Raw genomic sequence first — 12552 nt, 5'->3', positions numbered from 1 at the left:
TTTTCATGAAAAAAAGCAACATCTTAATACTAATCTTATTTCTACTTTTCCCAATAGGACTGATAATTCATCACTTATCGATTTACGCTGCATTCAGGAAAGGAGCGTTTGAGGATTTGCCACAAGCGTTAGAAGCGAAGCGGATTACGAGTGTATTGAAATCCTTTCATCATGTGGTAATCAACGGCAGGGTACGGCTCGTTAACCAGGTACAGAACACCCGCTATGTAGCCAGGATGCCGATAAATATCAGTATTGGAAATAAAGGACCAATGCTGGATGTGAGGGAAGAATTAAGTCCGTATGTGAAAACCGCGGTACGGAATGATACACTCTATCTTTGGTTCGAATGCGGTAATGTGCTTGACTGGAATAATCTGACGATTGCCAGTAATGGCATTAAGGTAGAAGGTACTTCGCTATACAGCCTGAATGCGGATAGTACAAATATAGAAGTGGGAGGAATAAAGCAGCATAGCTTTAATGTGAATCTGAAAGATGTTCAGCAGGCAGCATTTTATGAAATACAAGTCAGTAATCTTACTTTCGGAGCAGAGCGCAGCTATGCTTTCCTGATCTCGGGAAAAGCAGATACCCTGGAGTACCGGCTGGTAGATCACACCGAATTACATGTTCAACCTGCAATGAAGATAGGCAGGGACGTGAAAGTTGCAGAATCGAATATGTCGAAGCTGAATATTTACAAAGCATCGCCACAGCCATAGGAGATCGCTTATGTTATAAAAGAAACCGCCCGGGTATGAACACCCGGGCGGTTTTTTATTGTCTGTAATACGCTGTATTAAAACTGTGTGGCAAGGTACGCCATCGTTCCGGCTCCGATCTCCAGTGCCCGTTCATCAACATCAAATTTAGGGGTGTGAACACCCGCTGTGATGCCTTTAGCTTTGTTTCCGGTACCCAGCCGGAAGAAGCAGGCGGGGATCACCTGGGAATAGAACGAGAAGTCTTCTGCGCCCATCCTTAATTCGGTGTCAGTTACATTTTCCGCACCCATATAATCTTCGGCCAGTTTCCGCGCTGTGGCGGTAACGTCTTCGTTATTGTACAGTGTGGGGTAGCCTACGAGGATGTCGATATCTATTTCTGCGCCCATGGCATGTACCAGCTCGGTTGCCTGTTTGCGGATAAGTTCGTGGGCCCTGAAGCGCCAGGTTTCGTCCATGGCTCTGAAAGTTCCCATCAGCTTTACTTCACTGGGGATCACGTTAGTGGTGAACCCACCGTTGAAAGCGCAGATGGAGAGTACAGAAGGAGAGAAAGGATCATTGTTACGGGAAATGATCTGCTGGAGGCTCACCACAAGGTTGGATGCGATAAGAATAGTATCTGCCGTGAGGTGAGGGGCAGCAGCGTGGCCGCCTTTGCCTTTAACAGTGATATAAATCTCGTCGGCACTTGCCATGTATTTACCTGCGCGGAAGCCCAGAATGCCTGTTTCCATGGCAGGAAGCACATGGAGGCCAAGTATGGCCTGGGGCTTGGGGTTTTCCAGTGCACCGTCCTGAATCATCAGGCTGGCACCGCCGGGGTGTTTTTCTTCTCCCGGCTGGAAAAGGATCTTCACTGTGCCTTCAAATTCATTGCGCAGCTGTTGCAGAATGCGCGCGGCTCCAAGGGCAACAGTTGTATGCACATCGTGCCCGCATGCATGCATGATGCCGGCATTTTGGGATTTATAAGGTACATCGTTGGCTTCTTCGATGGGGAGGGCGTCAATATCGCCACGGAGGGCTATAACCTTCTTTTCCGGATTCTTACCTTCTATCAGGGCTACTACACCGGTACCGGCAACATTAGCGCGGTAAGGCACGCCCCAGGCATCCAGCTGCTGTTGGATGAATTTTGAGGTTTCGTATTCCTGAAAGGAAAGTTCGGGATGGGAATGCAAATGTCTTCTGCAGGCGATAAGGTCCGGTGCGTATTCACTGGCCAGGGCTTTTATCCGGTCTTTCATTAATCTTCTTTTTCCGGTGATACGTTGATGATAGTGGGCACTACGAAAGCTCCGTTGGGGAAAAATTCCGCCAGCTCCTTGCGGAGGTCGGTAGCTTCTTCGCGCGATTTGAAATCGCCTACACGTACTTTAAAGTAAGGAGCTTCGAAATCGATGTAAGTGCGGTAATCGGGATAGCGTTGCATCACACGTGTCTTTGCATCATTGGCCTCGTTCCGTTTGTTGGTAGTGAGTACCTGCACACGGAAGCCGGGTTGGTTGCGGATAGACAAGTTGTTGATATACACCTGTTTGCGGATCAGGATGTCTATCCGGCTGTCTTTCGTCACTTTAACATTGCCTTCCTGTTGCACTGATTCCTGCGCGCGCAGAACGGTGGCGGCGGATAAAAGTAAAAGCATCAGGCAGCCTGTTCGTAACATCATATAATTGATTCGTTTGATGGCAAAATGGTTTTTCTTACCCCTTACTGCAGGGCGGCGGCTTCGTTCATAATTGCCACTCCGGAGCTTGTTCCGATACGGGTGGCTCCTGCGGCTATCAGTTCCTTAGCAAAGGCAAAGGTACGAATCCCGCCGGAAGCCTTTATCTGAATATTGGCGGGCAGGTTTTTTCGCATGAGGGCTACTGCTTCAACGGTGGCGCCTTTTTCTGCGTATCCGGTACTGGTTTTTACGAAATCGACCCCGTACTTCCCATACAGCTCGCAGCAACGTATGATTTCTTCCTCCAATAATATGCCACTTTCAATAATCACTTTGATCCTGCACTGCTTATTACGTACGATAGGCAAAATGGTGGCTATCTCCTTTTCGAGGTAAGCCCAGTCTCCCCCACGGATGGCAATGAGGTTAGCCACCATATCCAGCTCAGTGGCGCCGTCGATAATGGCCAGCACTGTTTCGGCAACCTTGGCCTCCAGTGCGGAATAGCCGAAGGGGAAGCCGATCACGGTAGCCACAGCAGTAGTGGTTCCCCCCAGGAAAGTACTGGCGGCGTTCACGAAGGGTGGGGGCACACATACTGCGGCAAAGTCGTATTCGACCGCTTCCATGCAGAGGCGCTTAATATCTTCGAGTGTGGTTAAAGGTTTGAGTATTGTATGATCTATGTACCGGTTAGTATTCATTTTCTGAAGGGTGTTTTACAGAAAGTAAAAAAAAAACGGAGTTACACAGGATGGTCCCGGGTAACTCCGTTGGTTATTTTACGCTTTGGGCGTTATAAGTCTTTCCCGTGACAGTTTTTGTATTTCTTTCCGCTACCGCAGGGGCATGGATCGTTTCTGCCAACTTTAGGGCCTACGCGTACGGGCTCCTGCTTGTGTTCTTCCATAGCAGGGGCGTATTCTTCGCGGCGAGCGGGACCTTGTTGCTGGGCATGGCCGTTTGCTGCATCCGGGTCCTGATGGGTGGCGCGCATGCGGCTCATGTCAGTTTTCTCCTCATGCCCTTCGGTGATCTGCTCTTCTTCCGCCTGCTGGCCGGGGATGCCGGCTTTGCAAAGGAAGGAAACGATCTCCTTGGAGTTTTCGGCAGACATCTGCTTGAACAATTCGAATGCTTCGAATTTGTAGATCAGCAGCGGGTCTTTCTGTTCGTACACGGCGCTTTGAACGGACTGTTTCAGGTCGTCCATCGCACGGAGGTGTTCTTTCCAGGCTTCGTCGATGAGGTTGAGGGTGATGGAGCGTTCCAGCGCGGAAATAGTTTCCTTGCCATGCGATTCCACCACTTTGCGGAGAGGGGCCAGTACGTGGAGGCCACGGCGGCCATCGGAGAAGGGAATCGAGATGTTCTCGATATGCTGGCCCTGCTCTTCGTAGATCTTTTTGATAACGGGGTAGGTACCGGTTACTACTTCGTTGGTACGGCGGTGGTAATTGGCCACTGCCTCGCCATAAAGTTTCTCTGATATTTCCTGTACGTTACCTTTCTGGAATTCATCTTCCGTTATTACGGTATCGATCGCGAAGTTCTTGATTACATCCAGCTTAAAGGCTTCGTAATCGTCGGTTGCGCGGTGGGTGGATACCAGGTTTTCAGCTACTTCGTAGAATGAGTTATCGGTATCGATAGCGAGGCGCTCGCCAAACAGGGCGTGGTTACGGCGGGAGTAGATAACAGTACGCTGTTTGTTCATCACGTCGTCATACTCGAGGAGGCGCTTACGAATGCCGAAGTTATTTTCTTCCACTTTCTTCTGGGCGCGTTCGATGGAGCGGGTGATCATGCTGTGCTGGATCACTTCGCCTTCTTTGTAGCCCATACGGTCCATGAGTGCTGCGATACGGTCGGAGCCGAACATACGCATCAGGTCATCTTCCAGGGATACGAAGAACTGTGAAGTACCGGGGTCGCCCTGACGGCCGGCACGGCCACGGAGCTGACGGTCTACACGGCGGCTTTCATGACGTTCTGTACCGATAATGGCCAGGCCTCCGGCGTCTTTCACACCAGGTCCCAGCTTGATGTCGGTACCACGGCCTGCCATGTTGGTGGCGATGGTTACGGCGCCGGCGAAGCCTGCTTCGGCTACGATCTGTGCTTCACGGGCGTGCTGTTTGGCGTTCAGTACGTTATGGGGAATCTTTTCGAAAGTCAGCATTTTACCCAGCAGTTCAGATACTTCCACGGAGGTAGTACCTACCAGTACGGGGCGGCCGGCTTCTTTCAGTTTCTTGATCTCTTCAATTACAGCACGGTATTTATCGCGCTTGGTTTTATACACCAGGTCTTCCGCATCTTTACGGGTAATCGGCAGGTTGGTGGGGATGGTTACCACGTCAAGCTTGTAGATTTCCCAGAATTCACCGGCTTCGGTTGTAGCCGTACCGGTCATACCACCGAGTTTGTGGTACATACGGAAGTAGTTCTGCAGGGTAATGGTGGCGAAGGTTTGGGTGGCAGCTTCCACTTTCACGTTTTCCTTGGCTTCAATAGCCTGGTGGAGACCATCGGAGTAGCGGCGGCCATCGAGGATACGGCCTGTCTGCTCATCCACGATCTTCACTTTGCCGTCCATCACTACATATTCCACGTCTTTTTCGAAAAGTGTATATGCTTTCAGGAGTTGCTGTACGGAGTGGATGCGCTCGGATTTCACGGCGAAGTCCTGCAGCAGCTGATCTTTGCGGGATACTTTTTCTTCGGTGGTGATATCGAGTTTTTCCAAGTCTGCGATTTCGGAGCCTACGTCGGGCATCACGAAAAAGGCAGGGTCTTCACCGGCGCCGGTGATGAGGGCGATACCTTTATCGGTAAGATCCACACTGTTGTTTTTCTCATCGATATGGAAAAGCAGGCCTTCATCTACTTTGGGCATTTCACGCTGCTGGTCGGCGATGTAATAGTTTTCAGCTTTTTGCTGAAGCACTTTCATGCCGGGCTCGCTCAGGAATTTAATCAGTGCGCTGTTCTTGGGAAGACCGCGGTGTGCACGCATCAGCGCGAGGCCGCCGGTCTTGGGATCGTCTTTCCCTTCTGCGATGAGCTTTTTAGCTTCGATGAGGCTGGCGTTAACGATTTTACGCTGCTCTTCCACCAGGCGCTGGATGCGGGGCTTCAGGGTATGGAACTCCTGCTCGTCGCCACGGGGGATAGGTCCGGAGATGATGAGCGGGGTACGGGCATCGTCCACCAGTACGCTATCCACCTCATCCACCATTGCGAAGTGATGTTTGCGCTGCACCATTTCTTCGGGGCTGTGCACCATGTTATCGCGGAGGTAGTCGAAGCCGAATTCGTTATTGGTTCCGTAAGTAATATCTGCCTGATATGCGTTGCGGCGTTCGAAGGAGTTGGGCTGGTGCTTATCGATACAATCCACGGTGATACCGAGGAATTCGAAAAGGGGGCCGTTCCATTCGGAGTCACGGCGGGCGAGGTAATCGTTCACGGTAACGATGTGAACGCCTTCACCGGTAAGGGCATTAAGGTAAGCGGGGAGGGTTGAAACGAGGGTTTTACCTTCACCCGTAGCCATTTCGGAGATTTTACCCTGATGGAGCACGGCGCCACCGATGAGCTGAACATCGTAATGCACCATGTTCCAGGTTACTTCGCTGCCCCCGGCGGTCCAGGTATTTTTCCAGGCCACTTTGTCACCTTCGATGGTCACATAGTCGCGGAGCACTGCGAGGTGGCGGTCCATATCAGTTGCCGTGGCGGTGAGAACGCTGTTCTCTTTCAGTCTGCGTGAAGTTTCCTTTACAACGGCAAAGGCTTCGGGCAGCAACTGCACTAATATTTCTTCAATTTTCTTATTGCGTTCTTTCTGAAGCTTGTCGATCTCGCGGTAAGTGAGATCTTTTGTATTTACATCCTCTTCGGATTCTGCAGCGGCTTTCTTTTCGGTGATCTCCCGGTCTATTTCAGACAGGTGATCCTTGATGCGGGCGCGGAAAACCTGCGTTTTCCCACGGAGTTCGTCAATAGGCAGGGATGACAGTTTTTCATACTCCTCGTTAATCTGCTTCACAATAGGAAGGATCAGCCTGATGTCGCGCTCAGATTTGTTTCCTCCGAAAAGCTTTGTTAAAAAACCTAGCATGTTAAAATTTTCGATGTCTAAAGAATAAAGGAACCTGTTGGGCCGAAATATAGTCAAATATTACGCCCGGATACCAGGTTGTGACAAGGTGGCAGGACCGGCCTGCTGCCAAGGCTGGTAAAATTAGGGTTTTTTGGGTGATGACCCTATGAAATATGGGAAAAAATAGCCCTGCCGCGGTATTTCTGCCGTTAAGGGCTAAAAATCCCCCGGAACAGCAGGAGAGAGGGATAGGATGGAACAGGAGGCTTTTTTAAAAAATATTTTAAGTGTTGGATTAACACTATCTAACAAAAAATAACCACATTCGTGTCCGGGATCTGCCCCCTGCCCGTTTAACAATCAGGGCATTTATTCATCATAAAAAGTAAAAAATATGGAAATACTTTTTATAAATTTAAAGGTTTTAATAACGTTATTAGATTTTTTACAAACAACACGTCTATGAAGCAGATACAGCCTAAGAGTCTTTTCGTTGCCAGCTGCCTGGCCCTGCTTGTCACATCATTATCCTTCGGGATTCGCGCCGGCATCCTCGGACAGCTGGGCGTGCAATTCCATTTAAATGCACAGGAATTAGCAGTTATCGCCGGTACGGCATTCTGGGGCTTCCCCCTTGCTGTGGTACTGGGCGGTTTCATTGTTGATGCCATCGGTATGAAAAGATTGCTCCTCGCAGCTTTCGTACTTCACCTGCTGGGTATCATCCTCACCATCTGCACACCTTATTTCAGCTCAGGCTTCTGGCCGCTCTTCATCTCCACCCTCTTTATCGGGATGGCTAACGGTACGGTAGAAGCAGCCTGTAACCCCCTGGTGGCAACCATCTTCCCGGACAATAAAACTACCAAGCTCAACCACTTCCACCTCTGGTTCCCTGGCGGTATCGTAATCGGCGCCCTCGTAGTGTTCCTGTTTAAGGAAATGGATCTGGCCGGTCTCTGGCAGCTCCAGGTTGCACTGATGATCATCCCTACGCTCCTGTACGGTTACCTGTTCTCCAAACTGGAATTCCCGGTTACAGAACGCGTGGCTGCCGGCGTTTCCAACGCACAAATGTACCGTTCGGTAACCAGCCCCCTGTTTATCTTCATGTTCATCTGCATGTTCGGAACTGCTATCACAGAGCTTTTCACTAACCAGTGGATAGAAATCCTGCTGAAGAACGTAACTGAAAACGGTATTCTTATTCTTGCGCTCACCGCTGGTGTACAGGTACTTGGCCGTGCTGTGGCAGGGCCTATCGTTCACCGCCTTTCTCCAACCGGCGTACTGCTGATTTCAGCGATATTGTCCGCCCTCGGCCTTTACCTCATGGGTAGCCAGTCTGGCAGCATGCTCTTTGTTGCCGCTATCATATTCGGACTTGGCATCACTTACTTCTGGCCCACCATGCTCGGTTTCGTTTCTGAGAACATTCCTGAATCAGGAGCACTCGGTATGAACCTGATGGGCGGTGCGGGTATGTTTGCCGTATCCATTTATATGATGTTCATGGGTGGATTTTACGATAGCATTATCGGGAAGAACCTCCCTGCAGGCGGCACACTGGATGCTTACCGCTCTGCGGCGCCCGGTTCCCCTGAAGCAGCCGCTTACCTGCAGGCGCAGGCTGTAGCTGGTCCGGAAATCATCAACGTAACCCTCGTAATACCTATTATACTCATCGTTGCTTTCGGCGGCCTTTATTTTTATATGAAAGGCAGAAATAAACAAGTATTGCAAACCGTATAAACGTATCAGAAATTATATAGTATGAACAGGAAACTCAGAATGGGAATGATCGGAGGCGGTAAAGACGCCTTCATCGGTGCCATCCACCGCATTGCGGCGAATATGGACGGCCTGATAGAACTGAAAGCAGGTGCATTAAGCATCAACCCCGAAGTAGCGGAAGACTCCGGACGCTCGCTTTTCCTGGAAAGCGACCGCATCTATACGGACTTCAAAACCATGCTGGAGAAAGAAGCAGCCATGCCCGCAGATAAGCGGCTGGACTTCATCACCATCGTAACCCCCAACTTCGCGCACTTCGAACCGGCCATGATGGCCCTCGATAAAGGGTTTAACGTAGTGATCGAGAAACCGATCACTTTTACGCTCGACGAAGCAAAACAACTCAAAGCCAAAGTAGAGCAGACCGGGCTTACCCTTCTGCTTACACATACATACACCGGTTATCCCATGGTAAAGCAGGCCCGCCAGATGGTGGCCAATGGTGCTCTGGGTAAAGTACGCAAGGTTTGGGTGGAATATCCCCAGGGCTGGCTGTCTAAGCTCAGTGAGCGGGAAGGCAATGCCCAGGCCGCATGGCGTACCGATCCCAAACGCTCCGGTAAAGCCGGCGCCATGGGCGATATCGGAACCCACGCTTTCAACCTCGCAGAATACATCTCCGGCGATACTGTGGAAAAACTCTGTGCCGATAATAACATCATGGTACCCGGCCGTCTCCTAGACGATGATGGCGCCGTACTGATGCGCTTCACCAATGGTGCTGCCGGTGTGCTGATGGCCTCCCAGGTTGCTGCGGGTGAAGAAAACGCACTCAGGATCCGGGTATACGGAGAGAAAGGTGGTATCGAATGGGCGCAGCATGAGCCTAATACGCTGATTGTTCGCTGGCTGGATAAGCCCGCAGAGATCCTCCGTGCCGGTGCGGGTAACCCCCACCTGAGCTCTTACGCTACCCACAATTGCCGCACTCCGGGCGGCCACCCCGAAGGCTATCTCGAAGCATTCGGTAACCTGTACCGCAATTTCGCCCTCACGCTCCAGTCTATCATCGATGGTACCGAGCCGGCGAAGGAAGCGCTCGATTTCCCTTCCGTAAACGAAGGTGTACGGGGCATGGCATTTATCGATAATGTGGTGAAAAGTTCCGCCAGTACCGAAAAATGGACGACTTTCGAAATTTAGTCGCTCTTTTGAACGAAATACCGGAAATTGAATTTTTTAATCTGATAAGGAAAAGCATATGAAGACGATCAAAGGACCCGGCATTTTCCTCGCGCAATTCCTGGACGACAAAGCACCTTTTAATACCCTCGAAGGCATCACCAAATGGGCTGCTTCCCTTGGTTTTAAGGGCGTTCAGATCCCTACCTGGGATCCCAGGATGATTGACCTGAAGAAAGCCGCCGAGAGCCAGACTTATGCAGACGAAATTAAAGGCATAGTGCAAAGCGCCGGGATGGAAATCACCGAGCTGTCTACCCACTTACAGGGCCAGCTCGTGGCTGTACACCCCGCCTATAACGAACTGTTCGAAGGTTTTGCTCCCAAAGAGGTACAGGGTAACCCGAAGGCCCGCACAGAATGGGCTGTACAGCAGCTGAAGTATGCCGCTAAAGCAAGCCGCAACCTGGGCCTTAACGCCCATGCCACTTTCAGTGGCGCGCTGCTCTGGCATACAGTATACCCCTGGCCCCAGCGCCCCGCAGGCCTCGTGGAAACTGGCTTTAAAGAGCTGGCTAACCGCTGGCTGCCCATCCTCAATGAATTTGATGCCAATGGGGTAGACCTCTGCTACGAAGTACACCCCGGAGAAGATCTGCACGATGGCGCCAGCTATGAGCAGTTCCTCGCCGCTACGGGCAACCACAACCGTGCATGCCTCCTCTACGATCCCAGCCACTTCGTGCTCCAGGCAATGGATTACCTGGAATACATCGATATTTATCACGAAAAGATAAAGATGTTCCATGTAAAAGATGCCGAGTTCAACCCCACAGGGCGCTCCGGCGTTTATGGAGGGTACCAGGGATGGATCGACCGCCCGGGAAGATTCCGTTCACTGGGCGATGGCCAGGTGGATTTCAAAGCGGTATTCAGCAAGCTGACCCAATATAATTTCTCCGGCTGGGCCGTGATGGAATGGGAATGCTGCATGAAGCACCCCGAAGACGGAGCCCGCGAAGGCGCACCTTTCATTAAAGACCACATCATCCGCGTTACCGAGAAAGCGTTCGACGATTTTGCCGGTACCGGTGCGGATGAAAACCTGAACAGACGTATATTAGGGCTGTAATAGCTTTGCAATAACGATTTTCTAAAAGACTTAAACTCAGTAAACGATGAAGAAATCTATCTGGATGCCGGTAAGTATCAGTGTTGTTATGTTAATGGCAGCTTGCGGTGGCGGCGAAGAAAAGAAAGCCGAAGAGAAGGCATCCACCGCGGAAACTACTGCTCCTGCAGCAGACAATTCAATGGTTGCAGACGTAACCGGTAAAGGTAAAGAACTGATGGCAGCACAGGATTGCGCTACCTGCCACAAGGAAACCGAAAAAGTAATCGGGCCCTCCTTCAAAGAGATCGCTGCGAAATATCCCAGCAATCCGGAAAACATCGCAACGCTGGCCGATAAGATCATCAGCGGTGGCTCAGGTAACTGGGGTGAAATTCCCATGGCTCCCCACGCCGGTATCTCCAAATCCGACGCGGAAGAAATGGTGAAGTACATCCTCACTGTCAAATAAGTAAGACAACCCTATAAACATTTCAATATGATGAAACGCATATTTTCCGCCTCCCTGGTACTAAGCCTCCTCGCTGGTGCCACAGGCGCATGCGCCCAGGAGCCCGTTCTCTCCAAAAAAGAGAAGAAGGCCGGCTGGCAACTGCTGTTTGATGGCAAAACCACCAACGGCTGGCGCGGATATAAAAAATCAGAAGCTCCCGAAGCCTGGAAAGTGGTGGACGGTGCCCTCTACTTTGACACCGATGCTAAAAAAGCCGGTGCTAAAGGTGGCGACATCATGACCGCAGAAGCTTACGAGAACTACGAACTGGAACTCCAGTGGAAGATCTCCGAAGGCGGTAACTCCGGTATCATCTTCAGCGTTCATGAAGATCCTAAATTCGGTGCCACTTACCAGACCGGTCCCGAAATGCAGGTGCTCGACGATGATAAACATTCCGACGGCAAGATCCACAAGCATAACTCAGGCGATCTGTATGATCTCATCGCTTCCCCCGCACGCTACGCTAAACCCGTAGGTGAGTGGAACACCGCCAAGATCATTAAGAACAACGGCAAGCTGACCCTTATCTTCAACGGCCATAAAACTGCGGAAGTAGACATGACCTCCGAAGAATGGAAAAAACTCGTTGCCGGTTCCAAATTCAAGTCGTGGGACGGCTTCGGTGCTTACCAGAAAGGTCACATCGCACTGCAGGACCATGGCGACAAGGTTTGGTACAGAAATATCAAGATCCGTCAACTTTAATAAGCCATGATGCGCTATAAATACCTCTTCCTCCTCTTTGCCGTAGCGGCAATCGCCGGCCTGGCCGCCTTTAAGAAGGCAAAGCCGCGCCTGCTGGTTTTCTCAAAAACTGCCGGCTTCCGGCACGATTGTATCCCCGTTGCCAAGCTGGCTATGCTGAAGCTCGGTAACGAAAACGGGTATGATGTAGATACTTCAGAAGACGCTTCCCTGTTCAACACAAAAAATCTCGCACGCTACAAGGCAGTGGTGTTCCTCAATACCACCGGCGATATTTTTAACGACGAGCAGCAGGCTGCACTGGAAGGTTACATCCGCAAAGGTGGTGGCTATGTAGGTGTTCATGCAGCTACAGACACGGAATACGACTGGCCCTGGTACAACCAGCTGGTAGGCGCGTACTTCCTCAGCCATCCGCACCAGCAAACGGCTACGTTGCAGGTGGTGGACAGGAACCACCCTTCTACTGCACACCTGGATCCTACCTGGGTGCGTAAAGACGAGTGGTATAATTTCAAAAGCATTGTACCCGGACTGAACTACCTCATCAAAATCGATGAAAGTTCCTACGAAGGGGGCAAGAACGGCGATAACCATCCCATGAGCTGGTACCGCGCGTTTGATGGCGGGCGCTCCTTCTATACAGAACTGGGGCACACCAAAGAATCATACAGTGAGCCGGCATTTCTGCAACACGTTCTCGGAGGTATCGATTATGCCACCGGGAAAAAGAAATGATCCCTCAAAAGAATAGAACATCAGTAGAGACGCAGGCTTGCGTCTCTACTTGCT

Annotated in this window: 11 protein-coding genes; 7 read left to right on the top strand and 4 right to left on the bottom strand. The window is 50.9% G+C overall.

The features are described from left to right. Nucleotides 1-116 precede the first annotated feature (116 nt). Nucleotides 117-725, top strand: coding sequence for a GIN domain-containing protein (locus DEV76_RS01980; protein WP_157962667.1), 609 nt, complete (start codon nucleotides 117-119; stop codon nucleotides 723-725). A gap of 77 nt (nucleotides 726-802) precedes the next feature. Here DEV76_RS01980 and DEV76_RS01975 read toward each other — a convergent pair whose 3' ends face one another. The 4 genes from DEV76_RS01975 to secA all read right to left on the bottom strand — a co-directional run bounded on the left by DEV76_RS01975 (nucleotide 803) and on the right by secA (nucleotide 6529). Continuing rightward, complete coding sequence (locus DEV76_RS01975; protein ID WP_109694563.1) at nucleotides 803-1978, bottom strand: M20 metallopeptidase family protein; 1176 nt, start codon at nucleotides 1976-1978, stop codon at nucleotides 803-805. Then, on the bottom strand, nucleotides 1978-2403 hold the full coding sequence (locus DEV76_RS01970) for an SPOR domain-containing protein (RefSeq protein ID WP_109694561.1): 426 nt from the start codon (nucleotides 2401-2403) through the stop codon (nucleotides 1978-1980). Before DEV76_RS01970 ends, DEV76_RS01975 begins: the two co-directional genes overlap by 1 nt. 41 nt (nucleotides 2404-2444) lie before the next feature. Continuing rightward, nucleotides 2445-3107: a deoxyribose-phosphate aldolase gene (gene deoC, locus DEV76_RS01965; RefSeq protein WP_109694559.1), complete on the bottom strand. Its 663-nt coding sequence runs from the start codon at nucleotides 3105-3107 to the stop codon at nucleotides 2445-2447. Between the two features lie 92 nt (nucleotides 3108-3199). Beyond that, on the bottom strand, nucleotides 3200-6529 hold the full coding sequence (secA, locus tag DEV76_RS01960; protein ID WP_109694557.1) for a preprotein translocase subunit SecA: 3330 nt from the start codon (nucleotides 6527-6529) through the stop codon (nucleotides 3200-3202). Nucleotides 6530-6973: 444 nt separating this feature from the next. Between secA and DEV76_RS01955 the strand changes: the two genes are divergently transcribed. From DEV76_RS01955 to DEV76_RS01930, 6 genes are read left to right on the top strand one after another with little or no spacing between them, the layout of a single operon-like run. Beyond that, a complete protein-coding gene (locus tag DEV76_RS01955; protein WP_109694555.1) occupies nucleotides 6974-8263 on the top strand; it encodes an MFS transporter in 1290 nt (429 codons plus the stop codon). Between the two features lie 21 nt (nucleotides 8264-8284). Further along, nucleotides 8285-9448 carry a Gfo/Idh/MocA family protein gene (locus DEV76_RS01950; RefSeq protein WP_109694553.1) on the top strand — a complete coding sequence of 388 codons (1164 nt, stop codon included), beginning with the start codon at nucleotides 8285-8287 and terminating at the stop codon, nucleotides 9446-9448. A 58-nt stretch (nucleotides 9449-9506) separates the two neighbouring features. Beyond that, entirely contained in the window at nucleotides 9507-10559 is a 1053-nt protein-coding gene (locus DEV76_RS01945) for a sugar phosphate isomerase/epimerase family protein (RefSeq protein WP_109694552.1), read from the top strand. Between the two features lie 46 nt (nucleotides 10560-10605). Beyond that, nucleotides 10606-11010: a c-type cytochrome gene (locus DEV76_RS01940; protein WP_198651911.1), complete on the top strand. Its 405-nt coding sequence runs from the start codon at nucleotides 10606-10608 to the stop codon at nucleotides 11008-11010. 27 nt (nucleotides 11011-11037) lie between these two features. Further along, nucleotides 11038-11760, top strand: a complete 723-nt coding sequence (locus DEV76_RS01935; protein ID WP_232826848.1) for a 3-keto-disaccharide hydrolase — start codon at nucleotides 11038-11040, stop codon at nucleotides 11758-11760. Nucleotides 11761-11766: 6 nt separating this feature from the next. Then, on the top strand, nucleotides 11767-12498 hold the full coding sequence (locus DEV76_RS01930; protein ID WP_109694549.1) for a ThuA domain-containing protein: 732 nt from the start codon (nucleotides 11767-11769) through the stop codon (nucleotides 12496-12498). Nucleotides 12499-12552 lie beyond the last annotated feature (54 nt).

It is taken from the genome of Chitinophaga deserti (assembly GCF_003149455.1).
Taxonomy (GTDB): domain Bacteria; phylum Bacteroidota; class Bacteroidia; order Chitinophagales; family Chitinophagaceae; genus Chitinophaga; species Chitinophaga deserti.
This window is presented reverse-complemented; position numbering and strand designations above follow the sequence as displayed.

Bases quoted from the DNA above. Each gene is read 5' to 3' on its own strand.
- DEV76_RS01975 (WP_109694563.1), bottom strand. From the start codon at position 1,978: ATGAAAGACCGGATAAAAGCCCTGGCCAGTGAATACGCACCGGACCTT.
- DEV76_RS01970 (WP_109694561.1), bottom strand. From the start codon at position 2,403: ATGATGTTACGAACAGGCTGCCTGATGCTTTTACTTTTATCCGCCGCC.
- deoC (WP_109694559.1), bottom strand. From the start codon at position 3,107: ATGAATACTAACCGGTACATAGATCATACAATACTCAAACCTTTAACC.
- secA (WP_109694557.1), bottom strand. From the start codon at position 6,529: ATGCTAGGTTTTTTAACAAAGCTTTTCGGAGGAAACAAATCTGAGCGC.
- DEV76_RS01955 (WP_109694555.1), top strand. From the start codon at position 6,974: ATGAAGCAGATACAGCCTAAGAGTCTTTTCGTTGCCAGCTGCCTGGCC.
- DEV76_RS01950 (WP_109694553.1), top strand. From the start codon at position 8,285: ATGAACAGGAAACTCAGAATGGGAATGATCGGAGGCGGTAAAGACGCC.
- DEV76_RS01945 (WP_109694552.1), top strand. From the start codon at position 9,507: ATGAAGACGATCAAAGGACCCGGCATTTTCCTCGCGCAATTCCTGGAC.
- DEV76_RS01940 (WP_198651911.1), top strand. From the start codon at position 10,606: ATGAAGAAATCTATCTGGATGCCGGTAAGTATCAGTGTTGTTATGTTA.
- DEV76_RS01935 (WP_232826848.1), top strand. From the start codon at position 11,038: ATGATGAAACGCATATTTTCCGCCTCCCTGGTACTAAGCCTCCTCGCT.
- DEV76_RS01930 (WP_109694549.1), top strand. From the start codon at position 11,767: ATGATGCGCTATAAATACCTCTTCCTCCTCTTTGCCGTAGCGGCAATC.